This window comes from Pseudomonas azerbaijanorientalis, from assembly GCF_019139795.1.
In the GTDB taxonomy this organism is placed as follows: Bacteria; Pseudomonadota; Gammaproteobacteria; order Pseudomonadales; family Pseudomonadaceae; genus Aquipseudomonas; species Aquipseudomonas laurylsulfatiphila.
The window spans coordinates 1296062-1321521 of the sequence record NZ_CP077078.1 but is presented as its reverse complement, the minus strand read 5'-3'; the positions used below and the strand labels follow the sequence as shown (position 1 = coordinate 1321521).

Genomic DNA, 25460 nt, shown 5'->3' with positions numbered 1-25460 from the left:
TTTTCACCGACACCGCTGGAACCGCCGTGAGCAAAGAACCCGATCGCCTTTTCGCCCAGCCTTTGGCCCAGGTGCCTGACTTCGCCTTTAACGAGGACGTGGTGCGGGTGTTCCCGGACATGATCAAGCGCTCGGTGCCGGGCTATCCGACCATTGTCGAAAACCTCGGCGTGCTCGCCGCGCAGTTCGCCCAACCGGGCAGCGTGCTCTACGACCTGGGCTCGTCGCTGGGTGCCGTGACCCAGGCCTTGCGCCGGCATGTGCGCACCGATGGTTGCCGCGTCATCGCTGTGGATAACTCGGCGGCCATGGTCGAGCGCTGCCGCGAATACCTCAATGGCCAGGACTCGATGTTCCAGGAGTTGCTGCCGGTCGAGGTGATCGAGGGCGACATCCTGGCGCTGAAGTTCCAGCCGGCCTCGGTGGTAGCGCTGAACTTCACCCTGCAATTCATCGCCCCGGACCAACGCACCGCGCTGTTGACGCGCATCCGTCAGTCGCTGTTGCCCGGCGGCGCCCTGATCCTCTCGGAAAAACTGCGCTTCGAAGACGAGCAGGAACACGCGTTGCTCACCGACCTGCACATCGCCTTCAAACGCGCCAACGGCTACAGCGAGCTGGAAATCGCCCAGAAACGCAGCGCCATCGAAAACGTCATGAAGCCCGACAGCCTCGAAGAACACCGCGAGCGCCTGTTGGCCGCCGGGTTCTCGAAAGTCGTGCCGTGGTTCCAGTGTCTTAACTTTGCCTCGTTGATTGCCCTGCCATGATTGATCTGTCTCCCCTCGCCCGCCGTCTGGCCGGCACGCCGCTGGCCGAATGGGCCAACACCCTGCAGGCGCAACTCGACAAGAAAATGGAAAAGGGCCATGGCGACCTGGAGCGCTGGCAAAGCGCGCTGGACGCCCTGCCAAGGATCCAGCCGAGCGAAGTCGATTTGCTCAACGGCCTGAAGCTGGACACCGATTGCGACGATGCAACCCGCGCGCAAATGCGTTCCGCGTTGATGGGCCTGTCACCGTGGCGCAAGGGCCCCTTCGACCTGTTCGGTGTGCACGTCGACACCGAATGGCGCTCGGACTGGAAGTGGTCGCGGGTCGCCCCGCATCTGGACCTCGTGGGCAAGCGCATCCTCGATGTCGGCTGCGGCAACGGCTACTACATGTGGCGCATGCTCGGCGCCGGTGCCGACAGCGTGATTGGTGTCGACCCCAACTGGCTGTTCTTCTGCCAGTTCCAGGCGGTGCAACGCTACCTGTCCGAACCGAACGCCTGGCACCTGCCCTTCCCGTTCGAAGACCTGCCGCCGAACCTCGAAGGCTTCGACACAGTATTTTCCATGGGCGTGTTCTACCACCGTCGCTCGCCCATCGAGCATTTGCTGGCGTTGAAGGATTGTCTGGTCAAGGGCGGTGAACTGGTGCTGGAAACGCTGGTGGTCGAAGGCGACAAGCACCAGGTGCTGGTGCCGGAAGACCGCTACGCGCAGATGCGCAATGTGTGGTTCCTGCCGTCGGTGCCGGCGCTGGAGTTGTGGTTGCGACGTGCCGGGTTCACTGATGTTCGCTGTGTGGACGTGAGCACGACCACCGTCGAGGAACAGCGTGGCACCGAGTGGATGAAGTATCAGTCGCTGAGCGATTTCCTCGATCCGGAAGATCACAGCAAGACCGTTGAAGGGCTGCCGGCGCCGATGCGGGCGGTGATTGTGGCCCGTAAATAACAGCCACTGAAGATCCCCTGTAGGAGCGAGCCTGCTCGCGATGGACTCAAGAACACCGCGGGGAACCAGATTGCCCGCGTAATCGTTCACGACCATCGCGAGCAGGCTCGCTCCTACAGGGGGGTCAGTGTTTAGTCGGAAGGTTTTGCTCTTCGGGCCTTGAAGAACTCACTTAAAACAGCCCCGCACTCCTCCGCCAACACCCCCCCCTCATGCAACACCCGGTGATTCAAAAAGCCCTGGGTAAAGAATTGCCCCTGGCTCTGCACAATCCCCGCCTTCGGCTCCAGCGCGCCATACACCACCCGCGTGATCCGCGAATGCACGATCAGCCCGGCGCACATGCTGCACGGCTCCAGCGTCACATACAGCGTACTGCCGGGCAGGCGATAGTTGCTGACGGCCTCGGCGGCGGCGCGAATCGCGACCATCTCGGCGTGGGCACTGGGATCGCTGGTGCTGATCGGGCAATTGAAGCCACGCCCGATGATTTCACCGTCCTGCACCAGCACCGCGCCCACCGGCACTTCGCCCAGGGCTGCGCCTTGGGCGGCCAGGGCCAGGGCTTCACGCATGAATTCGCGATCACGGCTGCGGTCGATGATGGCGGCGGGACGAATCTGACGCATCACGCCACCTCGATGGCGGCCATCAGGCCGGTTTCCATGTGATCGATCACATGGCAGTGGAACATCCAGACCCCGGGGTTATCCGCCACCAGCGCCACTTGCGCGCGCTCGTTCTTGCCCAGCAGATAAGTGTCGGTGAAGTACGGAATCACTTTGTGCCGGTTCGAGGCGATGACTTTGAAGCTCATGCCGTGCAGGTGAATCGGGTGCTGATACTGGGTCATGTTCTTCAATTCAAAAATGTAGCTCTTGCCCTTTTCCAGCTTGGCAATCGGGCGGTCGGCGCAGGTCTTGTCAGTGATGTCCCAAGCCTTGCCGTTGATCTGCCACAGGCTCGGCGGCTTGCCGTTGTCGACGTTGACCGACACCGAGCCGACCCACTCGAAATTGAAGTTGAGTTTCACGGCATTGGCCAGGTCCGGCTCGGCAATCGGGTTGGCCGGCAGTGCCGGCGGCCATTGGCTTGGTGCGTCGGTATTGGCCACTGAACGCAAGGTACCCAGGCGCACCGGGCCGTTGCGCAAGGACAACTCTTCACCGGCCGCTGGCGCCTTGATCGCAAGACAAATGCGCATGCCGGGGCCGAGCCAGTATTCCTTGCCCAGCGGGCGCGGTTCGATGGGGTTGCCGTCCAGCGCGTAGATCTGCGCTTCGACGCCGGGAATGTTCAGGCGATAGGTCAGGGTGTTATCGAGATTGAGAATGCGCACCCGGGTGATCTGCCCCGCCGGCAAGTCGATCACCGCCTGCGGCACACCGTTGATGGTCGCCAGGCGTCCCGCCGTGCCGCCACGGGCCGCTTCCCGGGGAATGCTGAACTCGACGAAATTGCCGACCTCGTCGACATGCCAGCTCTTCAGGCTCAAGGTCTTTTCGTACTTGAAACCGGTGGGCTCGCGCTCTTCGATGATCAACGGGCCCACCAGGCCACGGCCGAGTTCTTCGCTGCTGTTCACATGCGGGTGGTACCAGTAGCTGCCGGCATCCGGTACGCGGAATTTGTAGTCGAAGTACTCGCCCGGCAGCACCGGCAATTGCGAGACGTAGGGTACGCCGTCCATTTCCAGCGGCAAGCGGATGCCGTGCCAGTGAATGGTGGTCGCCACCGGCAAGTGATTGATGAAGCGCACCCGCAGCCATTCACCCTGACGCACCCGCAACTCGGTGCCCGGCGCCGACGGGCCAAAGGCCCAGGCCTGGGTCTTGTGCCCGGCCACCAACTCCACGTCCAACGGCGCCGCAATCAGCTCATAGTCGTGACCGGCATCCGCATCGGCCATCTTGCCCAGCCAGTAGCGCGACGCACCACCGGCTCCCACGCCAACGACAACAAGACCGGCCAGGCCACCGAGTATTTGGCGACGGGTAAAGGACATGAACTCAACTACCTCACAAATCAACGACAGGCCAGCGACCCGGAAAAGGCGAATACGATACACCTGCAACTGCGAAACGGTAAGGGCGATGCAGTGACGCACGCCGGATCGCCCATGCATATAACTATGTAGTACACCTCCTCTGAACGAACGGGTCATGCTCGATACTCGTTTCTCAAGGAGTGAGACTGCATGAATCCAAATCAAAACCGGCCCCTGCCCAATGCAGACGACAAGGCCACCCTCAAGGCCATCGCCACCCGCATCATCAAGACTTGCCCCAGCCTGCAAGACACCGCTCATGACGTCGCCCTTAACCTGCTGAAAAAGTACGGCATCACCGGCCTCGATCCGGACCGGGTGTATTTCCACCGCTTCGACGCGTCGCAAAGCAGCTCGAAGGCCTTCTCCGGATGGGAGCATGTCAACGCCACCCCGACGTCGTCCATGACCCTGACCCAACTGGTGATCCACCGCTTCCGCGCCGCCGATCAGGACAATGCCGATCTGCTGGATGTATATGCGGGTTTCTATACCGTTGGACCGCGCACCGGGACTTTCAATGAAACCAACGAAGTGCGCCTGCACGGCAACGACGTGCTGACGGACTTCTGGAGCATTGACTTCAGCGCGATCTACAACGAACGGCTGACGAGCTTCTGGAGCGAATCCGGCGCCGACTTCCGTACCCTGGCCAAGTGCAATTTTCTCATCAACGCCTTGCGGGCCCGCGACCGTAAAAAGCTCAGTGACGCGGACTTCAATGTCGCCGTCACGGCCGTCATGGGCCCCATCACCTGGCCGGTCAGCCTGCAGATGTTGCAAACGCAATACCCCGATACGCATGCCCAGGTACGAATGCTGGATGTGGCCGGCTACCTGTCGAACAACATTGTGCGCATCAAGGCGCCCAAAGGCCGGCAGATTCTCTACCTTCCCGGAGAGGCCGAAGCCTTCAAGGTGCTGGAAACCGAAACGGACATGCACTTCTGGGTGTTGCTGCAAATGAATGACGAGGCGCGACGCCAGGCATTCATGGCGCACTTCTCCATGGTCGATCGCCAGGACATCGCCGATAACCTCACGGACCTGATGAACCGCCTGGTGGGCAGCTGGAGTGTGTACGACCATCAGTTGATCAATCAGGAAAACCGCGGCGTTGACGGTGACGTTTTCAGTTGGCTGCGAGACTCGACCAAGGCCGCGATGTCCGCCGAGGCCGCGCTGTCACTGACCTCCAATGGCGATCTGCGTGAAAAACTGTGGATCGGTTACCTCAGCGCCGGCGTGAAAGTGTTCGGTCCGATGGCGGTCGTCGGCTGGCCGGTCGCACTACCGGTTATCGGCGCCAGCATCGCCAACATGGGGTTGAACATCGATCAGGCAGTCAACGGCAAAACCGCCGAGGAACGCAAGGCCGGTGTGCTTGGCGCGGTGCTCAGCGGTATCGACATAGTGTTCAACCTGCTCGTCCTCAAAGGTCCCGGTTCGCTGGAAGAAGCCGGCCCCGAAATCGACGCCGCCGAGGCGAAGGAAATGGCTGAGCTGAAGGAGACAACACCACCGGCCAAAGCCCCCAAACCCGGACCGACCGAGGTGGCCGTTGGAACAACGGATAATGTCGGACCTACGGTCAAGGTGCCGGAATCTTTCAAGATCAAGGTATCGCTCAGCGACGACACACTGGTTCACGAACCCGGCAAGTTTCAAGGCACCTATCAGCTTGCTTCCAACCCTTCGTCCGCGATAAAGCTCAACGACAGCGCGTACTTCGTGCGCTATGAATCCGATATCAATGGCCGTGGCACCTGGGCCATCATCGACCCGGCCAACCCCCATGCATTCTCTGGTTCGATCCCCGTGCGTTTAAATGCTGCTGGCACCTGGGAAATCACCCCGCGCCTGGGACTGAGGGGCGGCATGATCGTACCGCCGGTTTCCAGCGCTGGTGCGACAAGCGAGCCCGTCACCGAAGAATGGGCGCGTACACCGGGCATTCATGTGCCCGGCCTCGAAGACCCGCAAATGAGGGCCTGGGCACTCGGTGGACCCGATGTACGTAATTTGTACAGACGTTTACGGAGCATGGGCAGCATAGATGCACGTAGCGAGCTTGGGATCGAAGCAGAACTCACCGAGTCCTTGAGCGAGTTCCAGCTGGATCAGGAAGAGCCACGCAATGAATTGATCAGCGATGCAAACGCTTACTACGAGCTCAATCCCCCGCCCCCTCGCCTTCCAGTCCCTGCACGGGTGTTAAACACATCGACCGAACTGCTCGACGTCGCATTCGCGGAAAAACCGGGACTGATCGTTGGCGAGAGCCGCGGCAGTATCGGCAGTAAGCAGTTCCTGATCGAAAACATGCCCGCCCTGGCCCGCCGCGGCGTGAAGACGTTGTACTTGCAGGAACTGCTGGCCAACGTCAATCAGCTCGATCTGGACACTTTCGCCAGAACCGGCGAAATGCCCGAAGAGCTGGAGAACTACCTGAGAAAACTCGACTTCAAGGCCGGCAACGATCCCGAGGGCAGATTCAACCTGCTGGCGCTGGTGAGGTCTGCCAACGCCCAGCGTGTGCGGGTGCAGGCCATCGATATGACAACGACCTACAACATCAACGAAGACTCGTTTTCCCGGCATCCGGACAGCCAAATGGCGAGGAGTTACTTTGCTGGCGAGGTCATTCAGCTCAATGAAGAATTGAAGGGGCCCGCCAAATGGATTGCCTTGGTCGATCAGGAACACATGACGAGTTTCAGAGGCTATCAAGGCATCAGTGAACAGACTGACGCCTTGAGTGTACGAATCGAAGACGTGACACCGGGTCAGGCACTGCCCATTGGCTCCGATCCGGGATTAGCGGTGGAATATGCAGACTATCCGGGCTCGCCTGTCGAGGAGGAAGGGTCCGGCATCACTGGTTTCGACCACATCCGAGACAGCATCAAAGGCGACTGGCGTGTACAAATGCAAACTCCGTGGGCCTACCGGACGCCACAAGAGCTGCGAGCGCTGTTACCGGAACCGGGGATGTTCACCTTTCAGCGCTACAGAAGCAGCCTGTTGGTGGTCTATCGCAATGCCGAGAACCGAATGGCCGACACTGTGATCAGAATGACACCCGGTGGCAGGATCAACCTGGATACTCCGCTTGGGCCGGCCTATGACTCCATGACAGTGGATAACCTGGGGGAACTGAAACAGGCACTGATTGAAAATGGCATGCAACCGATGGGTTGGCCGCCAGTGGCTGGAGAGGTCGAGGGTGCGGCATCGGAGCTCGAGGAGCTTGCCCGGGTACGACCTGAAGTCCAGCGGCCGAGCATACCCCAGCACTGGCAAGCCAACGAATTGCTGGAAGGGATAACACCCGAAACAACGCCCGGGAAATTCCAGGGTATCTATCGACTCGATTCCGAGCCCTCGACGGCCATCATGGTGAACGAGACTCCCTTCTACGTTCGCTTTCAAAACGATGGCGCCGGATCCGGGCACTGGGCCGTAGTTGATCCGCAGCGACCATCAACGTTCGTCGGCTCGATCCCAGTAAGACTGAATGCCGAAGGTGAGTGGGAAACGATGCCACGATATGGACTCAAGGGTGGCGGTAACGACCTGGAAGGAGTGTCGCTACGCAAACCCACCACAAAATACGACGCACCTGCCAGATACAGCCTCAGGAAACTGGCGATGGGCAAACCGGAGACCCATGTCAAAGTCAGCCGTTTGCCCGACGGCACAATGAAAGGGATAACCACCTACGACGAATACATCGCCGCCCCTCGTGCCGAGTTGTCACGGGACGCTCGAAGCTTCTTTGCCCGCAGCGGTTTCTCCACTTCCCTGCCTACCCGCCCGGCCATCCCCGTCGTCACGCCCTCGACCACCGCCACAGAACTGATCGGGCAGGCGCTGGATGCAGCAAATGGCCTGGTCATCGGTGAGAGTCAGGACCGCATTGCCAGTATGCGTTTTCTCATCGAGAACATGCCGACACTCGCCAGACAGGGGGTCAAAACACTTTATTTCCATCGCCTGCTCAACGATTTCAGTCAACTGGACTTGAACACATTCTTCAGCACCGGGGAAATGTCCGATGACCTGGAGGAAACGCTGCAACAACTGCAAAGCGACCCGTCAGGGCGGTATACGCCGCTTGAAGTGGTCAGGGCTGCGCGACTCAACGGCATTCGGGTTCAGGCGACTGACTGTCTGGCGAGCTATCGCTATCCCGCCTCGCCACTTCCCGACATGCATGAGCAAGCCATAAAGAACTACCTCACCCACACGATCATGCAGGCCAACGAATCCCTCAATGGCGCAGGTAAATGGGTGGTACTGACCGATCAGGAAAACATCAATACCTTTCGCGGCATGGCCGGCATCAGTGAAATACAGGGCGGCATCGGCTTGCGCATCGAAGAAGTGTTGCCCGAACAGCACCTGTTGATCGAGACAGACCGGGGCATCGAAGTGGGACGGGGCTTTACCACGCAACCGGACCATGTCAGTGGCGAATACGATACGCTGTACGCCGACCTGAGCCTGCAGATGCCGCTACCGCTGCTCGAGCGAACACCGGCGGAACTCAATCGGCTGCTGTTCCGGCAAGGCATGTTCACCTTCGAGAAAGTCGATGGAACCTGGACCTTGATTCATCGCGGCAGAGACCGCCAGATTGCGCGAACGCTGGTCGAGCGTACGGCTGACGGCAAATACCTGATCAATCGCCCGACATGGACTGATGTGCATCAGGTGCCATACGCCAGTATCGTCGAACTGTCCTGGGCCCTGAGCCGCATGGGCATGGACCTCGAAGGACGTCTGCCTCTGTAATTCGTGCCTGTTTCTGCCACGCCTGCATGCAAGAAGCCCCCGGTCTCGCGACCGGGGGCTTCTTTTACCGCTATCGTTTTGAGCCCGGGTTCACAGGCTCAAATACGATCACTCCCACTCAATGGTCGCCGGCGGCTTGCTCGACACGTCGTAGGTGACGCGGGAGATGCCTTCGATTTCATTGATGATGCGGCCGGATACGGTTTCCAGCAGTTCGTAAGGCAGGTGAGCCCAACGCGCGGTCATGAAGTCGATGGTTTCCACGGCACGCAGGGCCACGACCCAGGCGTAACGACGGCCATCGCCAACCACGCCAACCGATTTCACCGGCTGGAACACCACGAACGCCTGGCTGACCTTGTGGTACCAGTCGGCCTTGCGCAGTTCTTCGATGAAGATGTGGTCGGCACGACGCAGCAGGTCGGCGTATTCCTTCTTCACTTCCCCGAGGATACGCACGCCCAGGCCCGGGCCCGGGAACGGGTGACGGTAGACCATGTCGTATGGCAGGCCCAGTTCCAGGCCCAGACGACGGACTTCGTCCTTGAACAGTTCGCGCAGTGGCTCGACCAGTTTCAGGTTCATTTCTTCCGGCAGGCCGCCCACGTTGTGGTGCGACTTGATCACGTGGGCCTTGCCGCTTTTCGCGCCAGCCGACTCGATCACGTCCGGGTAGATGGTGCCCTGGGCCAGGTACTTGATGTTGTCCAACTTGCAGGATTCGGCATCGAACACGTCGATGAAGGTGCGACCGATGATCTTGCGCTTCTTCTCCGGGTCGGCTTCGCCGGCCAGGTTACCCAGGAACTGCTCCTCGGCGTTGGCGCGGATCACCTTGACGCCCATGTTCTCGGCGAACATGGCCATCACTTGCTCGCCTTCGTGCAGGCGCAGCAGGCCGTTGTCGACGAACACGCAAGTCAGCTGGTCGCCGATGGCCTTGTGCAGCAGTGCGGCAACCACGGACGAATCGACACCGCCGGACAGGCCGAGCAGGACGTTGTCGGTGCCGACCTGGGCGCGAACCTGGGCGATGGCGTCTTCAGCGATCTTCGACGGGGTCCACAGCGCTTCGCACTCGCAGATGTCGAGGATGAAGCGCGACAGGATGCGACCGCCCTGCTTGGTGTGGGTCACTTCCGGGTGGAACTGCACGCCGTAGTAGCGACGCTCGTCGCTGAACATGCCGGCGATCGGGCAGCTCGGGGTGCTGGCCAGGATGTGGAAGTCTTCCGGCATCCGGGTGACCTTGTCACCGTGGCTCATCCATACGTCGAGGCCGAACAGGCCGTCGGCGTCGATGTGGTCTTCGATGCCGTCGAGCAGACGGCTCTTGCCGACCACGTCTACGCGGGCGTAACCAAACTCACGCAGCTCGGAACCTTCAACCTTGCCGCCCAGTTGCTCGGCCATGGTCTGCATGCCGTAGCAGATACCGAAGACCGGCACACCCAGATCGAAAACGGCTTGCGGGCAGCGAGGGCTGTTGGCTTCGTGAACCGACTCCGGGCCACCGGCGAGGATGACGCCTTTAGGAGCGAATTCGCGGATCGCATCTTCGTCCATGTCGAACGGATGCAGTTCGCAATACACGCCGATTTCACGCACGCGGCGGGCGATCAGCTGGGTGTACTGGGAACCGAAGTCGAGGATCAGGATGCGGTGAGCGTGAATGTCGAGGGCCATGATTCAGTCTCGTCTAAAAAATTCGGAAACAGTCGTGATTCAGAAACAACTCGGGGCTGAATAAAACAGCCCCGGTCGTTAACTTTTTGCTGGAAGGCTCAACCTACGCGGTAGTTTGGCGCTTCCTTGGTGATCTGCACGTCGTGAACGTGGGACTCGGCCATGCCGGCGCCGGTGATCCGCACGAACTCGGGCTTGGTGCGCATCTCTTCGATGTTGGCGCTACCGGTGTAGCCCATCGAGGAGCGCAGGCCGCCCATCAACTGGTGGATGATCGCGCTCAGGGTGCCCTTGTACGGAACACGCCCTTCGATACCTTCCGGAACGAGCTTCTCGGCGCCTGCCGAGGAGTCCTGGAAGTAACGGTCGGAGGACCCCTGGGCCTGGGACATGGCGCCCAGCGAACCCATGCCGCGATAAGCCTTGTACGAACGGCCCTGGAACAGTTCGATCTCGCCCGGCGCCTCTTCGGTACCGGCGAACATCGAGCCCATCATCACGCAGGAAGCACCGGCCACGATGGCCTTGGACAGGTCACCGGAGAAACGGATACCGCCGTCGGCGATCAACGGCACGCCAGTGCCTTCAAGGGCAGCGGCGACGTTGGCGATGGCACTGATTTGCGGTACGCCGACACCGGCGACGATACGGGTGGTGCAGATCGAGCCAGGGCCGATACCGACCTTGACCGCGTCAGCGCCGGCTTCGGCCAAGGCCTTGGCGGCAGCGCCGGTGGCGATGTTGCCGCCGATGACCTGCACTTCAGGGAAGTTCTGCTTGACCCAGCGAACGCGGTCGATCACGCCTTTGGAGTGACCGTGAGCGGTGTCGACCACCACCACGTCAACGCCGGCGGCGACCAGAGCGGCAACGCGGTCACCGGTGTCTTTACCGGTACCGACTGCAGCACCCACGCGCAGACGACCTTGATCGTCCTTGCTGGCCAGCGGGTAAGCCTTGGCTTTTTCGATGTCGTTGACGGTCATCATGCCCTTGAGGGCGAATTTGTCGTCGACGATCAGCACGCGTTCGATACGGTGCTTGTGCAGCAGTTCACGCACATCGTTCTTGTCGGCGCCTTCCTTGACCGTGACCAGACGCTCTTTAGGCGTCATCACTTCACGGACAGTGGCTTCCAGACGGTTCTCGAAACGCACGTCACGGGAGGTAACTATGCCGACCAGGTCGCCATTGTGCAGCACCGGAACGCCGGAGATGTTGTGCATGCGGGTCAATTCGAACAGTTCGCGCACGGTAGCGTCGGCGACGATGGTGATCGGATCCTTGACCACACCGGCTTCGTAACGCTTGACCTTGCGGACTTCGGCAGCTTGCTGCTCGATGGTCATGTTCTTGTGGATGATGCCGATACCACCTTCCTGAGCCATGGCAATTGCCAGACGGGCTTCAGTGACGGTGTCCATGGCAGCGGAGACCAGTGGAATATTCAGCTCGATGCCACGGGTAAGGCGGGTCTTGAGACTGACTTCGTTAGGAAGCACCTCGGAATAACCGGGCACTAGGAGAATGTCGTCGAATGTCAGAGCTTCTTGGCTGATACGCAGCATCGCGGGGGCTCCCGAGCGGGAAAATGGAAGCGCGCCATTATAGTCAGACACCCCCTCGGGTTCAATGTAAAACTCTGACTATTATTGGCATTACTGACATACGGGGCGCTTTTTTGTAGGAGCGAGCTTGCTCGCGATGGTCGTGAACGATAATGCGGGTTGCCTGGAAACCCGCGTGGCCTGAAAGTTCATCGCGAGCAAGCTCGCTCCTACAGAAGTTCAGAGTTCGACTTTGACCCAGCTGACCGGCTGATCGAGCCAGTCGGCGAACTCGTCGAGAAAGCTTTGCTTGAACCCGGCTTCGGCCCAGTTGTTGAAGATGAATCCGAGGTTGGAGAAACCGCATTCCTGCAGGAACAGAAAGCCGTTGATGTCGTCTTCATGCCCGCATTCCGGACAGGTGAAGTTATCGGTGCGCCCCGGCATCCAGTCTTCCAGGCTTTCGAACAGCGCTTCACCGACTTCCTTGCGGCACTCGGCGCAGCCTGCTTCCTCAAGGAAACCCTTGGCCGGCGTATAGATGCAGCGCTTGGTAATGATCTCCAGGCCATTGACCGGCTCACCGAACGGCAGGGCTTCGGGGTGCAGGACCACTGCGCGGGCACCGTCGGCGATGGCATGGGCCATGCGATTGCCGGTGCGGCCGCAGGTGGTCAGCTCTTCCTGGATGATGTTCTTGCGCACCAGCCAGCGCACAACGGCCCGGGCCCGGGGCTCGTGCACCGGCAGGGTGGAGATTTTCGGGACGATGATGCTTTGGGAATTCATGGGTACAGGCCTGGAGCATTGATGAAGGGTCTTGGGCATCCACAAATTATAGGTCGACCCCGACCTGATGCCTGGCACCGATCCTGTGGGAGCGGGCTTGCCCGCGAAGACGGTGGGTCAGTCAACACCTAGTTTGATGTGCCGACGCCTTCGCGGGCAAGCCCGCTCCCACAGGGATTGCAGACTTGCCCGAGAAGTTTTACAGCTCTACCACAACCGCCTGCGAAGCACGGGTCGCCTTGGCGCGGGCGGCTTCGATCGACTCGTCGCGCGCCAGGGCCACGCCCATGCGGCGCTGGCCGTTGACTTCAGGCTTGCCGAACAGGCGCAGCGCGGTATCCGGCTCGCTCAAGGCAGCGCCCAGGTTGGCGAAAGCGGTCCGGGTCGACTGCCCTTCCACCAGAATCACCGCCGAAGCCGATGGCCCGAACTGACGGATCAACGGGATCGGCAGGCCGAGAATGGCCCGTGCATGCAGGGCGAACTGCGACAGGTCCTGAGAAATCAGCGTGACCAGACCGGTGTCGTGCGGGCGCGGCGAGACTTCGCTGAACCACACCTGGTCACCCTTGATGAACAACTCGACGCCGAACAGACCACGGCCACCCAGGGCTTCGGTCACGGATTTGGCGACGCGTTCGGATTCAGCCAGGGCAATCGGGCTCATGGCCTGCGGCTGCCAGGACTCCTGGTAGTCGCCCTTCTCCTGACGGTGACCGACCGGCGCGCAGAAGGTGGTGCCGCCCACGTGGCGCACGGTCAGCAGGGTGATTTCGTAGTCGAAATCGATGAAGCCTTCGATGATCACCCGACCTTTACCGGCACGGCCACCTTCCTGGGCGTAGTCCCAGGCTTTCTGCACGTCATCGACGCTGCGCAGCAGGCTCTGGCCCTTGCCCGAGGAACTCATGACCGGCTTGACCACGCATGGGAAACCGAGGTCTTCGACGGCCTTGCTGTAGTCCTCGAAGGTGTCGGCGAAATGGTACGGCGAGGTCGGCAGGTCCAGCTCTTCAGCGGCCAGGCGACGGATGCCTTCGCGGTTCATGGTCAGTTGCGCGGCGCGGGCGGTCGGAATCACGGTGAAGCCTTCGGACTCCAGCTCCACCAGGGTCGCGGTGGCGATGGCTTCGATTTCCGGGACGATGAAATGCGGCTTCTCGGCCTCGATCACGGCACGCAGGGCAGCGCCGTCAAGCATGTTGATCACGTGGCTGCGGTGCGCCACCTGCATGGCCGGCGCGTTGGCGTAGCGATCCACGGCAATCACTTCAACGCCCAGGCGTTGCAGCTCGATCACCACTTCCTTGCCCAACTCGCCACAGCCACACATCAATACGCGGGTCGCGGTGGGCGACAATGGAGTTCCGATACGGGTCATCTGAAGGTCCTCAAGAAGCGGATCATCGAGGGAAGCACGCTTCCCATGGGGAGAAAGCGCGGCATTTTACATGAACTTCAGCTGACGACAGCCTGTTTGCGCAGGCGCCAGGCCATGATCAGCCACACGGCGGTGACCCCGGCGAATTTCGAGCCCAGGGCGGTGAGGATCACCCCCGGCGTCAGGGCGTCGATCATGCCGAAGAAGATAAAGGTATCGAGGGGAATGCTCAGGGCCGAACTTATCCACAGGCGATCATGCAGCGGGCGCTTGGTGATGCTGAACACCAGCCAGTCGATGCACTCGGAAACCGCGAACGCCGTGGCGCTGGCCAGGGCGATGGACGGATCGGAGGTGGCGTAGGACAACACCAGCGCCACCAGCATCGCCACGAGGGCGCCATGCCCGAAACGGGTTTGCACCATGTCGCGCAACACAAACACCAGCCCGCCCCAGGCCGACCAGAGGATGTCCAGGTGTGGCGCGGTGGAAAAGGCGAAGTTGATCAGCACGACGCTGCTGATGTAGGTGATCAGGAAGAGCATAGGCTTGGAAAGCACCTGTGAATTTGCCGCACAGGATACTGTAGGAGCGAGCCTGCTCGCGATGGTCGTTAACGAAAACGCAGGGGAGTCTGGTTCCCCGCGGTGTTCTTGAGTCCATCGCGAGCGGGCTCGCTCCTACAACCGCGGTTTTGCCCCGATCATCCACACTAACCCACTGGCCTTGGCCCGTTCATGACACAACCCCAGCACCTTGCGCCGTTCGTCGTTGGTCATGCGGCTCCAGCGGGTGATTTCCTCAACCGTGCGCTGGCAACCGGTGCAGATGTCATCGTCATCCAGCGCACAAATACTCACGCAGGGCGACGCTACCGGGCGTTCAGTGGCCGTCATTCTTCCTGCTCGACCAGATCGCGGGCATAACGCTGCGAGTTGTGCACATAGTGGGCAGCGCTGGCTTCCAGCATCTTGATTTGCGGCTCGGTCAATTCGCGCACCACTTTGCCGGGCGAACCCATGACCAGCGATCCGTCCGGAATCTCCTTGCCTTCGCCGATCAGCGAATTGGCGCCGATGATGCAGTTCTTGCCGATCTTCGCGCCATTGAGAATCACTGCGTTGATGCCGATCAGGCTGTAGTCGCCGACGGTGCAGCCGTGGAGCATGGCGTTGTGGCCGATGGTCACGCCGGTGCCGATGGTCAGCGGATAGCCCATGTCGGTGTGCATCACGGTGCCGTCCTGGACGTTGCTGTTCTTGCCGATCAGAATCAACTCGTTGTCGCCGCGCAACACGGCGTTGAACCAGACGTTGGCGCCCTCCTCCAGCTTGACCTTGCCCACCAGCACGGCATTGGGGGCGACCCAGCTCTGTGGATGGGTTTGGACACGGGCGTCGCCCAGGCGGTATTTCATTGTTGTTTTCCTCAGGGCTCGGGCAGTGCCATTCGAACGATGGCTTCAGGTATTGATAAAGCTTTTGGGAGGTTGATGCAGGCTGATTTTGGCGTCATACAGCAGGTTGATCAACTCGACGATCATGATCGCCGTCAGCCCCCAGATCTTGTATTCGCCAAAGCGATAGCTCGGCACGTACCAGCTGCGGCCCTGATAGTCGATGCGATGGGTATGTTCGCGGGGGTCTTTGCGGAAGAATTCCAGGGGCACGCTGAACACCGCGGCAATCTCGGCATCGTTGGCCCGGTATTCGACAAAATCCGGGATCACCCCGACATAGGGCGTGACCATGATGCCATGCAGGCTGATCAGCGGACTGAGCGGGCCGATCACCTCGACCAGCCCCGGCGGCAGGCCGATTTCTTCCTCGGCTTCACGCAGGGCGGTGAAAATCAGGTCGGAGTCTTCGGGGTCGCGGCGACCACCGGGGAAAGCGACTTCGCCGCCATGGGTCGACAGGCCGCTGGCACGCAGGGTCAACACCAATTCGGGTTCGTCACTGCGGGTGATGGGCACCAGCACCGCGGCCTCGGGAAAACGACGATCGGTCTCCAGTGTGCGTGGAGTGTGGTTACTAACCCGATGCAGTAGCTCGTCCAGCATGAGTGTTCTCGATTTGTGCCTTACCCGGCATCATGCACCAATCGCTGCGGTCGCCCAACCCCCGCAACCGCCCCATGTCGCGAAACGACAACTTGCCGACCGGCACTGCCTCACGCCAAGATAGGCGCAGCATTCAGGAACCCCAGCATGAAATTTTGCAGCCAGTGCGGTAACCCGGTGACCCAGCGCATTCCCGAGGGCGATTCGCGCCTGCGTTTTGTCTGCGACAGCTGTCAGGCCATCCACTACCAGAACCCCAATATCGTCGCCGGCTGCGTGGCGACCTGGGGCAGCAAGGTGTTGCTGTGCCGGCGGGCCATCGAGCCGCGCCGCGGTTACTGGACCCTGCCCGCCGGTTTCATGGAAAACGGCGAGACCATCGAGCAGGCCGCCATTCGCGAGACCGCCGAGGAAGCCTGCGCCCGGGTGCGCAACCTGAGCATCTATACCCTGATCGATGTGCCACACATCAGCCAGGTGCATGTGTTCTTCCGTGCCACGCTTGCGGACCTGGATTTTTCTGCAGGCCCCGAGAGCCTGGAAGTGCAACTATTCGACGAAGCGGACATTCCTTGGGATGAGCTGGCTTTCCGCACGGTGGGCCGTACCTTAGAATGCTTCTTCGCCGACCGGCGGACCGAGGTCTATCCCGTACGGTCTGAATCGATTCCGCCGCTTGCTCAGCCTGCCATTATCTGATGCCATATTGGTATCATTCGTAGCCGCTGAAAAATCGTACGAACGCGGCCCGAGCCTTCGGCGGCTCCCACAAAAACATCTATAAATAAATAGTCGCGACACCTCCTGGGGAATCGTTTCAATGCGCTGGTTGCTTGCCCTGTTCTGTTTGTCTTTCGTCGCGGTGTCCCAGGCTTCTGCCCTGGAACCCCTGGACGGCAAGGTCATCGAGAAAATCCTGGTTCTCAAGTCTTCCCATCAATTGCAATTGATCAATGACGGCAAGCCGCTCAAGACCTATCGCATTTCCCTGGGCAAGCGTCCCAAGGGGCCGAAACTGATGGAAGGCGACAAGCGCACCCCGGAAGGCCTCTACTGGGTCGACTGGCGCAAGGTCAGCGATAAATTCAACCTGGCGATGCACATTTCCTACCCGAACATCAGCGACTCGGCCCGCGCCCGTCGTGAAGGCGTCGAGCCCGGCGGCATGATCATGATCCACGGCACCCCGGATACCGAAGACACCCCGGAAGACCTGTTCCACACCCTGGACTGGACCGACGGCTGCATCGCCATGCGCAACATGGACATGCGTGAAGTCTGGAACCTGGTGCCGGACGGCACGATGATCGAGATTCGTCCGTAATTCCTTCGACCATTGGTCGGCATCAAAAAATAAAATCAGAAGATCGCAGCCTGCGGCAGCTCCTACGGGGTGAATACCATTTCGCTCTGTAGGAGCTGCCGCAGGCTGCGATCTTTGTCGTTTTAAAGCCTACCGCTAATACCACTTCAAACCACCCAGCCTCAAGCCGGCCAGAATCGACCTATTCCTGTAAAACACTCGCGTTGACATGGTATGCAAGTGGTATTAGTTTCGCCTCACAACCGGGCGACAACAATCCTATATCCGCATCGGACAATGCCTACATGAACGACCTACAGGCCCTGCGCCCCGACGACACCCAACCCACGCCGTTGTACCTGCAACTGGCACGCAATCTGGAAGCGGCGATCCATGCCGGCCAGTGGAAAGCCGAACAGGCCATGCCGTCGGAGCGCCATCTGAGCGAGACCTTGGGTATCTCCCGCGTCACCGCCCGCAAGGCGCTGGAAGTGTTGTTCGAACAAGGCCTGATCCGCCGTAACCAGGGCTCCGGCACCTTCATCACGCCGCGCCTCGAACAACCGTTGTCGCGCCTTTCCGGTTTCAGTGAAATGCTAAGGCTCAAGGGGTTTGTGCCCGGCTCGCAATGGCTGGAGCGGGAAATCACCCTGCCGACCCACGAAGAGCTGATCCGCCTCGGCCTGTCGCCCAACGACAAGGTCGCGCGGCTCAAACGCCTGCGCAAGGCCGACGACACCGTGATGGCCATCGAGATGAGCACCCTGCCCGCCTCGATCATTCCCAAGCCGCAAGCGGTGGGTGATTCCCTCTACGAATTCCTCGACGGCATCGGCAAGCCGGTGGTGCGCGCCTTGCAGCACATCCAGGCGATCAACGCCACGGACGAGTTCGCCGCGCTGGTCGGCATCGCCCCCGGCACCGCCATGCTGCTGATGACCCGGGTCGGCTACCTGGAAGACAACACGCCCATCGAAGTCACCGACACCTATTGCCGCAACGACTACTACGACTTTGTCGCCGAGCTGCGTCGCTGACAAAACAGCCGGCCGTTAAAAACCGAGATCCCGACATGTCCGAAGACAACATCCTCACAGCCCACGGCTGGGTTCGCGGCCGACTGGTCCACGCCCACGGCAAGGTCGTGTCCATCGAAGGCGTCCCTTGCGATCCGGCGGACAACGACCTGCCTTATCTGCTGCCGGGCTTCATCGACCTGCACGTTCACGGCGGTGGCGGCAAAGACATCATGGAAGGCACGCCCGCCTTCGAAACCATCACCCGAACCCATGTGCGCTTCGGCACCACGTCGCTGCTGGCGACCACCATGACGGCACCGAGCGAAGAGATCACCAGCGTGCTCGAAGCCGTCGGCGAATTCTGTGAACAGCGGCCACAAGGCTGCGCGCGGGTGCTCGGTGTGCACCTCGAAGGCCCCTACATCAACCCCGGCAAGCTCGGCGCGCAACCCAACTTCGCCCACACCGCGTTGATGGCCGAGGTCGAAGCGTACCTGGCACTGGCGCCGATCCGGGTGATCACCATTGCCCCGGAAATCGCCGGTCACGATGCCTTGATCCGCGACCTCAGCCGCCGCGGCATCCGCATGCAGATCGGCCACACCCTGGGCAGTTACGAGGAAGGCGTCGCAGCGCTGGAGGCCGGCGCCAGCAGCTTCACCCACCTCTACAACGCCATGAGCCCGCTGCATCACCGCGAGCCGGGGATTGTCGGCGCCGCACTGGCCCACGCGAAGTACGCCGAACTGATCCCGGACCTGCTGCACGTGCACCCCGGCGCCATCCGCGTCGCCCTGCGCTCGATCCCGTGCCTGTACTGCGTCACCGACTCGACCGCCGCCGCCGGCATGCCCGACGGCGAGTACAAACTCGGCAGCCACACCGTGACCAAGTGCCTGGGCGGCGTGCGCCTGCCCGACGGCACCCTGGCCGGCAGCACCCTGACCATGGATCAGGCCCTGCGCAACCTGGTGAAAATCGGCCTGCCCATCGCCGAAGCCTCGCAGCGTCTGTCGCAATTCCCCGCCGACTACCTCGGCCTCACCGAACGCGGGCGCCTGCAACCAGGGGCCTGGGCCGACTGCGTGCGGCTGGATCGCTCACTGAAACTGACCGCCGTCATGGTCGAAGGAGAAGACATTGACTTCAAAAATGCTTGAAGAGGCGCTGTCCTCGTTCGAGGCCGTGCAAGCCCAATTGCAGCAACTCGACCCGCAGATGATCGAGATCGCCGGACGCCTGCGTCGTCAGCCGCCGCAAGTGGCCATGACCGTGGCGCGTGGCAGTTCCGACCACGCCGCCAGTTACTTCGCCTACCTGACCATGCAGCTACTGGGCATTCCGGTGGCGTCGTTGCCGATGTCGGTGGTGACCATGCAGCAGGCGCCGCTGAAGGTCAGCGGCCAGGTGGCATTTGCCTTCTCGCAATCGGGGCAAAGCCCGGACCTGGTCAACAGCCTGCGCCTGTTGCGCAAGCGCGGCGCCTTGAGCATTTCGCTGGTCAATGCCGAGGACTCGCCGCTGGAAGCCGCCTGTGAGTTCAGCCTGCCGCTGTGTGCCGGCACTGAAAGCAGCGTCGCTGCGACCAAGAGTTTCATCGCCACCCTGAGCGCCAGCGCGCGGTTGATCGGGCACTGGAAGGAAGACGCCGAACTGCTCGAGGCCGGCTTGGCCTTGCCCGACGGCCTGCGCAACGCCGCGCAACAGGACTGGAGCCCGGCCATCGAGGCCTTGCGCGATTGCCAGCGGCTGATGGTGATCGGCCGTGGCGCCGGTTTCGCCATCGCCCAGGAAGCGGCGCTCAAATTCAAAGAGACCTCGGCGATCCAGGCCGAAGCCTTCAGCAGCGCCGAAGTCCGTCACGGCCCGATGGCCCTGATCGGTGACAACTACCCGCTGCTGGTGTTTGCCCCACGGGGCGCCGAACAGGCCGGTCTGCTGAGCCTGGCCGCCGACATGCGCCAGCGCGGCGCCCGTGTCCTGCTGGCCGCGCCGGATGACGTGCGCGAGCGCGACCTGACCCTGACCCGCGCCGAACACCCGGCCCTCGACCCGATTCTGGCGATCCAGAGTTTCTACGTGATGGCCGCCGGCCTGGCCGTGGCCCGCGGCATGGACCCGGACCAGCCGCGGCACTTGAGCAAAGTCACCCGCACCCATTGAATCATTGTCCCCTGTGGGAGCGAGCTTGCTCGCGATGGACGTCAACGATGACGCGTGTTTCCTGAATGAACGCGTTGTTCTCAGGTTCTTCGCGAGCAAGCTCGCTCCTACAGGGGGCACGTTGATCCGAACTGTATTTTTTGATGAGACCGAGCCATGCATAACAACAATAAAGAGCTGACTTTAAGCGCCCCGCTCAGCGGCCCGGTGCTCACGCTCACCAAAGTCCCGGACACGGTGTTTGCCAGCGGCGCCATGGGCGACGGCATCGCTATCGATCCGCTCAACGACACGCTCCACGCCCCCTGCGCGGGGGTGGTGGTGCATGTCGCGCGCACCGGTCACGCACTGACCTTGCGTGCCGACAACGGCGCGGAATTGCTCCTGCACCTGGGCCTCGACACGGTCGAGTTGCAGGGCCAGGGCTTCTCGATGCTGGTCAAGGAAGGGGCGCGCGTCGCCAATGGCCAACCCCTGCTGCGCTACGACCTGGACAAGGTCGCGCAACAGTGCAAAAGCCTGGTCAGCCTGCTGATCCTCACTAACAGCCAGGACTTTCAGGCGCGGCCCATCACCCTCAAATCGGTGAAAGTCGGTGAGCCGCTGCTGCACATCATTCGTCGACAGACATCGACCGCAGAGGTCGATATCGAGTTTGCCGGCGCAGAGATTGTCGGCCTCGTACGCATAGCGCACCGTGGCGGCCTGCACGCGCGGCCGGCGGCGTTGATCCGTCAGACCGCACAAGGTTTCAAAAGCAAATCGCAACTGCACTTCGCCGGCAAGTCGGCCACCTGCGACAGCCTGATTGGCCTGATGGGGCTGGCCATCGGCGAGCAGGCAGAAGTCCAGGTCAGTTGCCAGGGCCCGGATGCCGAAGCCGCGCTGCAAGCCTTGCTCACCGCGTTATCCACAGCCCTGGCCGAAGACACTCACGCCGCCGCGCCACCGACGATCGCCCAACGCAATCGCCCCGCCGAAGCCGGTGTGTTGCACGGCGTTTGCGCGGCGCCGGGCCTGGTCGGCGGGCCGCTGTTTCGACTGAATGCGATCAGCCTGCCAGCGGATGCCGGCCATCATGATCCGCAACAACAACACCAGGTTCTGGACGCGGCACTGAGCCAGGTGCGCAGCGAAATCGACCACACCCTGGCCCAGGCAAAAAAACACAAGGACAGCGCTGAAGAGGCCATTTTCGCCGCACACCTGGCGCTGCTCGAAGACCCGGCCTTGCTCGACGCTGCCAGCCAATCCGTCGACCAGGGCACAGCTGCGACCCACGCCTGGAGCCAGGCCATCGACGCGCAATGCGAAGTGCTCCAGCAAACCGGCAGTACATTGCTCGCCGAACGCGCCAATGACCTGCGCGACCTCAAGCAACGGGTGCTGCGCGTATTGCTCGGCGATACCTGGCATTACGACGTGCCGGCCGGCGCCATCGTCGCGGCCCATGAACTGACTCCGTCCGATCTGCTGCAACTGAGCCAGCAAGGCGTCGCCGGGCTGTGCATGGCCGAGGGCGGTGCGACCTCCCACGTAGCGATTCTGGCCCGGGGCAAAGGCCTGCCGTGCATGGTCGCACTGGGCTCGACGCTGCTCGATCAGCAACAGGGGCAACCGGTGGTGCTGGACGCCGACGGCGGCCGCCTCGAACTGACCCCCGGCACACAGCGCCTGGCCGACGTGCGCCAGCTGCAACAGCAACAGCAACAACGCCGGGCCGAACAACAGGCCCAGGCGCACACACCGGCGTTGACCACCGATGGCCTGCGCATCGAAGTCGCCGCCAACGTGGCGTCCAGCACGGAAGCGGCAGACGCATTGGCCAATGGCGCCGACGGCGTCGGCTTGCTGCGCACCGAATTTCTCTTCGTCGACCGCCACACCGCCCCGGATGAACAGGAACAACACCAGGCTTATCAAGCCGTGCTCGATGCCATGGGCGACAAGTCAGTGATCATCCGCACCATCGACGTCGGTGGCGACAAGCAACTCGATTACCTGCCACTGCCCGCCGAGGCCAACCCGGTGCTCGGCCTGCGCGGCATTCGCCTGGCCCAGGTCCGCCCGGAAATGCTCGACCAGCAACTGCGCGCGCTGCTGCACCTGAGCCCGTTGTCACGCTGCCGGATCCTGCTGCCGATGATCACCGAAGTCGATGAACTGCTGCACATCCGCCAGCGCCTCGACGCCTTGTGTACCGAACTGGGTCTGACGCAACGCCCGGAGCTGGGGGTGATGATTGAAGTGCCGGCCGCCGCGCTGCTGGCCGAGCAACTGGCGGAGCACGCGGACTTCCTGTCCATCGGCACCAACGACCTGTCGCAATACACCCTGGCCATGGACCGCGACCACGCAGGGCTCGCCGCGCGCGTCGATGCGTTGCACCCGGCCCTGCTGCGGTTGATCGCCCAGACCTGCGCCGGTGCGGCGCAGCACAAGCGTTGGGTCGGAGTGTGCGGGGCACTGGCGTCCGATCCACTGGCCACGCCGGTGCTGATCGGCCTGGGAGTCAGCGAGCTGTCGGTGAGCCCGGTACAGATCGGTGAAATCAAGGACCGCGTGCGTCATCTCGACGCCAGCGAATGCCGGCGCATCAGCCATGACCTGCTCAAGCTGAGCAGCGCCAGTGCCGTGCGTCATGCCTGTCACCAGCACTGGCCTCTGAGCTAGCTCTTTACAAAAGAAGAACAAAAATCCAGGGAGATCCGCCATGTACCAACTTTTCATTGAAGGCCTGCAACGCCTCGGCCGCGCGCTGATGCTGCCGATCGCGATCCTGCCGATTGCCGGCCTGCTGCTGCGTCTGGGCGATACCGACCTGCTGAACATCGCGATCATCCATGACGCCGGCCAGGTGATCTTTGCCAACCTGGCGATGATCTTCGCCATCGGCATCGCGGTCGGTTTCGCCAAGGACAACAACGGTACGGCGGGACTTGCCGGCGTGATCGGCTACCTGGTGATGATCGCCACCCTCAAGGTCCTCGACCCGAGCATCAACATGGGCATGCTCGCCGGGATCGTCAGCGGCCTGATGGCCGGCGCGCTGTACAACCGCTTCAAGGACATCAAGCTGCCGGAGTACCTGGCGTTCTTCGGTGGCCGACGGTTCGTGCCGATTGTCACCGGGTTCGCCGCCGTGGGCCTGGGCGTGGTGTTCGGCTATATCTGGCCGCCGATCCAGCACGGCATCAACAGCTTCGGCACGCTGATGATGGAGAGTGGCAGCCTTGGTGCGTTCGTCTTCGGCGTGTTCAACCGCCTGCTGATCGTCACCGGGCTGCACCATATCCTCAACAACATGGCGTGGTTCGTGTTCGGCAATTTCACCGACCCCACCTCCGGTGCGCTGGTCACCGGCGACCTGTCGCGCTACTTCGCCGGCGACCCGAAAGGCGGCCAGTTCATGACCGGCATGTTCCCGGTGATGATCTTCGGCCTGCCCGCCGCGTGCCTGGCGATGTACCGCAACGCCCTGCCGGAACGGCGCAAGGTGATGGGCGGGATATTCCTGTCGATGGCCCTGACCGCGTTCCTGACCGGCGTGACCGAGCCGATCGAATTCGCCTTCATGTTCCTCGCGCCGCTGCTGTTTCTGCTGCATGCGTTGCTGACCGGCCTGTCGATGGCCGTCACCAATGCGCTGAACATTCACCTGGGCTTCACCTTCTCCGGCGGCTTCATCGACATGGTCCTGGGCTGGGGCAAATCCACCAACGGCTGGCTGGTGTTTCCGGTGGGCCTGGCGTATGCCGTGATCTATTACGTGGTGTTCGATTACTGCATCCGGCGTTTCGACCTGAAGACGCCGGGCCGCGAAACCAGCGCTGCCGCCCCGCAAGTGGCGGTGGCCGACAATGAACGCGCTGGGGCTTACATCAAGGCCTTGGGCGGCGCCGCAAACCTGATCACCGTTGGCGCCTGCACCACGCGGTTGCGCCTGGACATGGTGGATCGCAACAAGGCCTCGGATACCGATCTAAAGGCGCTCGGCGCCATGGCCGTGGTGCGTCCGGGCAAGGGCGGGAGCTTGCAGGTAGTGGTCGGGCCGATGGCCGATGCGATTGCCGATGAAATTCGCCAAGCGATGCCGGCGCCGGGTCGTGCCATGGCGTCGTCGCCGGCAGTGGAAATCGATGCGCCTGCACCGGCCGCCGTGGCGACACCTGAAGCGCAGCAATGGCTCAATGCGCTGGGGGGTGGCGACAATGTGCTGCAACTCGACTGCATCGCCATGACGCGCATCCGCCTGCGACTGGCCAATGGCAAGGCATTGTCGGAGTGTGATTTGAAAGCGCTGGGTTGCCAGGGTGTGAGTCAGCTGGACGGCGGGATCTGGCATCTGCTGGTTGGCGACAAGGCGGCGAGTTTGAGTGGGGCGTTGGAAGCGTTGGTCAATCGCAGTGAGGTCAGTGCCAAGGTTTAGCGTCTGATTGTCAGGACCCCATGTGGGAGCGGGCTTGCTCGCGAAGAGGGAGTGTCAGTCACCATCAATGCTGGCTGACCCGCCGCCTTCGCGAGCAAGCCCGCTCCCACAATTCTGATCGGTGTACATTCGTTAAACGGCGCAATAAAAAACCCGCTGAAATCACTTTCAGCGGGTTTTTCATTTCAGCAGCGGAGAATCAGAAATCCTCCAGCCGCCACACTTCATAAGCCGGTGTCTCGTAGGGATGGCTCTGTTTCAGAGCCACCACCACCGAGCGAATCAACTCATCAGCCACTACAAGCTCGACTTTCCATTCCTCGACCTGTTCGACCTGCCCTGCCTCGCCAATGAACGGCTGACTGCCGTCCAGTGGACGAAACTGGCCCAGACCCAACACTTGCCATGCACAGTGGTCGTAAGCACCGATCCGTCCGCCACCGGCAGCGAATACGGCACTTTTGACCTGTTCCACATGACTGGTCGGAACAAAGAAGCTGAGCTTGTACATCGC

The 25460-nt window shown here is 61.6% G+C and carries 21 protein-coding genes; 10 read left to right on the top strand and 11 right to left on the bottom strand.

Going from position 1 to position 25460, the window contains the following annotated elements; all coding sequences use genetic code 11:
• Nucleotides 1-26 precede the first annotated feature (26 nt).
• The gene (gene cmoA / locus KSS91_RS05770) at nucleotides 27-770 is read left to right on the top strand and encodes a carboxy-S-adenosyl-L-methionine synthase CmoA (protein WP_217837307.1); all 744 of its coding nucleotides are present in this window, start codon (nucleotides 27-29) and stop codon (nucleotides 768-770) included.
• Complete coding sequence (gene cmoB, locus KSS91_RS05765) at nucleotides 767-1723, top strand: tRNA 5-methoxyuridine(34)/uridine 5-oxyacetic acid(34) synthase CmoB (RefSeq protein ID WP_217837306.1); 957 nt, start codon at nucleotides 767-769, stop codon at nucleotides 1721-1723. The genes cmoA and cmoB overlap by 4 nt, the downstream gene beginning before the upstream one ends.
• 131 nt (nucleotides 1724-1854) lie before the next feature.
• Here cmoB and tadA read toward each other — a convergent pair whose 3' ends face one another.
• Entirely contained in the window at nucleotides 1855-2352 is a 498-nt protein-coding gene (tadA, locus tag KSS91_RS05760) for a tRNA adenosine(34) deaminase TadA (RefSeq protein WP_007973921.1), read from the bottom strand.
• Nucleotides 2352-3728 carry a multicopper oxidase family protein gene (locus KSS91_RS05755; protein WP_217837305.1) on the bottom strand — a complete coding sequence of 459 codons (1377 nt, stop codon included), beginning with the start codon at nucleotides 3726-3728 and terminating at the stop codon, nucleotides 2352-2354. The genes tadA and KSS91_RS05755 overlap by 1 nt, the downstream gene beginning before the upstream one ends.
• Before the next feature lie 192 nt (nucleotides 3729-3920).
• On the opposite strand from KSS91_RS05755, the gene KSS91_RS05750 reads away from it, so the two are divergent.
• Nucleotides 3921-8567: a membrane-targeted effector domain-containing toxin gene (locus tag KSS91_RS05750; protein WP_217837304.1), complete on the top strand. Its 4647-nt coding sequence runs from the start codon at nucleotides 3921-3923 to the stop codon at nucleotides 8565-8567.
• 108 nt (nucleotides 8568-8675) lie between these two features.
• Here KSS91_RS05750 and guaA read toward each other — a convergent pair whose 3' ends face one another.
• The 8 genes from guaA to KSS91_RS05710 form a co-directional block, all read right to left on the bottom strand.
• Nucleotides 8676-10253 (bottom strand): glutamine-hydrolyzing GMP synthase, encoded by a 1578-nt coding sequence (guaA, locus tag KSS91_RS05745; RefSeq protein WP_008053207.1) that lies wholly within the window; start codon nucleotides 10251-10253, stop codon nucleotides 8676-8678.
• A gap of 98 nt (nucleotides 10254-10351) precedes the next feature.
• A complete protein-coding gene (gene guaB, locus KSS91_RS05740; protein ID WP_102670162.1) occupies nucleotides 10352-11821 on the bottom strand; it encodes an IMP dehydrogenase in 1470 nt (489 codons plus the stop codon).
• Nucleotides 11822-12040: 219 nt separating this feature from the next.
• Complete coding sequence (locus tag KSS91_RS05735) at nucleotides 12041-12589, bottom strand: hypothetical protein (RefSeq protein ID WP_007973932.1); 549 nt, start codon at nucleotides 12587-12589, stop codon at nucleotides 12041-12043.
• A gap of 199 nt (nucleotides 12590-12788) precedes the next feature.
• The gene (purT, locus tag KSS91_RS05730; protein ID WP_217837303.1) at nucleotides 12789-13970 is read right to left on the bottom strand and encodes a formate-dependent phosphoribosylglycinamide formyltransferase; all 1182 of its coding nucleotides are present in this window, start codon (nucleotides 13968-13970) and stop codon (nucleotides 12789-12791) included.
• A gap of 77 nt (nucleotides 13971-14047) precedes the next feature.
• Nucleotides 14048-14515 carry a VUT family protein gene (locus KSS91_RS05725; RefSeq protein WP_217837302.1) on the bottom strand — a complete coding sequence of 156 codons (468 nt, stop codon included), beginning with the start codon at nucleotides 14513-14515 and terminating at the stop codon, nucleotides 14048-14050.
• A 135-nt stretch (nucleotides 14516-14650) separates the two neighbouring features.
• Nucleotides 14651-14866 carry a DUF1289 domain-containing protein gene (locus KSS91_RS05720; protein WP_015093657.1) on the bottom strand — a complete coding sequence of 72 codons (216 nt, stop codon included), beginning with the start codon at nucleotides 14864-14866 and terminating at the stop codon, nucleotides 14651-14653.
• The gene (locus tag KSS91_RS05715; RefSeq protein WP_095964847.1) at nucleotides 14863-15387 is read right to left on the bottom strand and encodes a gamma carbonic anhydrase family protein; all 525 of its coding nucleotides are present in this window, start codon (nucleotides 15385-15387) and stop codon (nucleotides 14863-14865) included. Before KSS91_RS05715 ends, KSS91_RS05720 begins: the two co-directional genes overlap by 4 nt.
• Nucleotides 15388-15432: 45 nt before the next feature.
• Nucleotides 15433-16032 carry a CoA pyrophosphatase gene (locus KSS91_RS05710; protein WP_007973942.1) on the bottom strand — a complete coding sequence of 200 codons (600 nt, stop codon included), beginning with the start codon at nucleotides 16030-16032 and terminating at the stop codon, nucleotides 15433-15435.
• A gap of 147 nt (nucleotides 16033-16179) precedes the next feature.
• Here KSS91_RS05710 and KSS91_RS05705 point away from each other — a divergent pair, with 147 nt between their 5' ends.
• The 7 genes from KSS91_RS05705 to nagE all read left to right on the top strand — a co-directional run bounded on the left by KSS91_RS05705 (nucleotide 16180) and on the right by nagE (nucleotide 24946).
• Nucleotides 16180-16731 carry an NUDIX hydrolase gene (locus KSS91_RS05705; RefSeq protein ID WP_007973944.1) on the top strand — a complete coding sequence of 184 codons (552 nt, stop codon included), beginning with the start codon at nucleotides 16180-16182 and terminating at the stop codon, nucleotides 16729-16731.
• A gap of 121 nt (nucleotides 16732-16852) precedes the next feature.
• Nucleotides 16853-17356 carry a L,D-transpeptidase family protein gene (locus KSS91_RS05700; protein WP_007973946.1) on the top strand — a complete coding sequence of 168 codons (504 nt, stop codon included), beginning with the start codon at nucleotides 16853-16855 and terminating at the stop codon, nucleotides 17354-17356.
• 284 nt (nucleotides 17357-17640) lie between these two features.
• The gene (locus KSS91_RS05695; protein WP_217837301.1) at nucleotides 17641-18372 is read left to right on the top strand and encodes a GntR family transcriptional regulator; all 732 of its coding nucleotides are present in this window, start codon (nucleotides 17641-17643) and stop codon (nucleotides 18370-18372) included.
• Between the two features lie 35 nt (nucleotides 18373-18407).
• A complete protein-coding gene (gene nagA / locus KSS91_RS05690; protein ID WP_217837300.1) occupies nucleotides 18408-19514 on the top strand; it encodes an N-acetylglucosamine-6-phosphate deacetylase in 1107 nt (368 codons plus the stop codon).
• The gene (locus tag KSS91_RS05685) at nucleotides 19495-20517 is read left to right on the top strand and encodes an SIS domain-containing protein (protein WP_086780430.1); all 1023 of its coding nucleotides are present in this window, start codon (nucleotides 19495-19497) and stop codon (nucleotides 20515-20517) included. Before nagA ends, KSS91_RS05685 begins: the two co-directional genes overlap by 20 nt.
• A gap of 156 nt (nucleotides 20518-20673) precedes the next feature.
• Nucleotides 20674-23190 carry a phosphoenolpyruvate--protein phosphotransferase gene (gene ptsP, locus KSS91_RS05680; protein WP_217837299.1) on the top strand — a complete coding sequence of 839 codons (2517 nt, stop codon included), beginning with the start codon at nucleotides 20674-20676 and terminating at the stop codon, nucleotides 23188-23190.
• A gap of 40 nt (nucleotides 23191-23230) precedes the next feature.
• Complete coding sequence (gene nagE / locus KSS91_RS05675) at nucleotides 23231-24946, top strand: N-acetylglucosamine-specific PTS transporter subunit IIBC (RefSeq protein ID WP_217837298.1); 1716 nt, start codon at nucleotides 23231-23233, stop codon at nucleotides 24944-24946.
• Nucleotides 24947-25145: 199 nt separating this feature from the next.
• Here the strand turns inward: nagE and KSS91_RS05670 are convergent, their stop codons facing one another.
• Nucleotides 25146-25457 (bottom strand): YqfO family protein, encoded by a 312-nt coding sequence (locus tag KSS91_RS05670; protein ID WP_217837297.1) that lies wholly within the window; start codon nucleotides 25455-25457, stop codon nucleotides 25146-25148.
• Nucleotides 25458-25460 lie beyond the last annotated feature (3 nt).

What these genes read in the sequence shown, in the direction of transcription:
- cmoB (WP_217837306.1), top strand. Translation starts at nt 767, where the DNA reads ATGATTGATCTGTCTCCCCTCGCCCGCCGTCTGGCCGGCACGCCGCTG.
- tadA (WP_007973921.1), bottom strand. Translation starts at nt 2,352, where the DNA reads ATGCGTCAGATTCGTCCCGCCGCCATCATCGACCGCAGCCGTGATCGC.
- KSS91_RS05755 (WP_217837305.1), bottom strand. Translation starts at nt 3,728, where the DNA reads ATGTCCTTTACCCGTCGCCAAATACTCGGTGGCCTGGCCGGTCTTGTT.
- KSS91_RS05750 (WP_217837304.1), top strand. Translation starts at nt 3,921, where the DNA reads ATGAATCCAAATCAAAACCGGCCCCTGCCCAATGCAGACGACAAGGCC.
- guaA (WP_008053207.1), bottom strand. Translation starts at nt 10,253, where the DNA reads ATGGCCCTCGACATTCACGCTCACCGCATCCTGATCCTCGACTTCGGT.
- guaB (WP_102670162.1), bottom strand. Translation starts at nt 11,821, where the DNA reads ATGCTGCGTATCAGCCAAGAAGCTCTGACATTCGACGACATTCTCCTA.
- KSS91_RS05735 (WP_007973932.1), bottom strand. Translation starts at nt 12,589, where the DNA reads ATGAATTCCCAAAGCATCATCGTCCCGAAAATCTCCACCCTGCCGGTG.
- purT (WP_217837303.1), bottom strand. Translation starts at nt 13,970, where the DNA reads ATGACCCGTATCGGAACTCCATTGTCGCCCACCGCGACCCGCGTATTG.
- KSS91_RS05725 (WP_217837302.1), bottom strand. Translation starts at nt 14,515, where the DNA reads ATGCTCTTCCTGATCACCTACATCAGCAGCGTCGTGCTGATCAACTTC.
- KSS91_RS05720 (WP_015093657.1), bottom strand. Translation starts at nt 14,866, where the DNA reads ATGACGGCCACTGAACGCCCGGTAGCGTCGCCCTGCGTGAGTATTTGT.
- KSS91_RS05715 (WP_095964847.1), bottom strand. Translation starts at nt 15,387, where the DNA reads ATGAAATACCGCCTGGGCGACGCCCGTGTCCAAACCCATCCACAGAGC.
- KSS91_RS05710 (WP_007973942.1), bottom strand. Translation starts at nt 16,032, where the DNA reads ATGCTGGACGAGCTACTGCATCGGGTTAGTAACCACACTCCACGCACA.
- KSS91_RS05705 (WP_007973944.1), top strand. Translation starts at nt 16,180, where the DNA reads ATGAAATTTTGCAGCCAGTGCGGTAACCCGGTGACCCAGCGCATTCCC.
- KSS91_RS05700 (WP_007973946.1), top strand. Translation starts at nt 16,853, where the DNA reads ATGCGCTGGTTGCTTGCCCTGTTCTGTTTGTCTTTCGTCGCGGTGTCC.
- KSS91_RS05695 (WP_217837301.1), top strand. Translation starts at nt 17,641, where the DNA reads ATGAACGACCTACAGGCCCTGCGCCCCGACGACACCCAACCCACGCCG.
- nagA (WP_217837300.1), top strand. Translation starts at nt 18,408, where the DNA reads ATGTCCGAAGACAACATCCTCACAGCCCACGGCTGGGTTCGCGGCCGA.
- ptsP (WP_217837299.1), top strand. Translation starts at nt 20,674, where the DNA reads ATGCATAACAACAATAAAGAGCTGACTTTAAGCGCCCCGCTCAGCGGC.
- nagE (WP_217837298.1), top strand. Translation starts at nt 23,231, where the DNA reads ATGTACCAACTTTTCATTGAAGGCCTGCAACGCCTCGGCCGCGCGCTG.
- KSS91_RS05670 (WP_217837297.1), bottom strand. Translation starts at nt 25,457, where the DNA reads ATGTACAAGCTCAGCTTCTTTGTTCCGACCAGTCATGTGGAACAGGTC.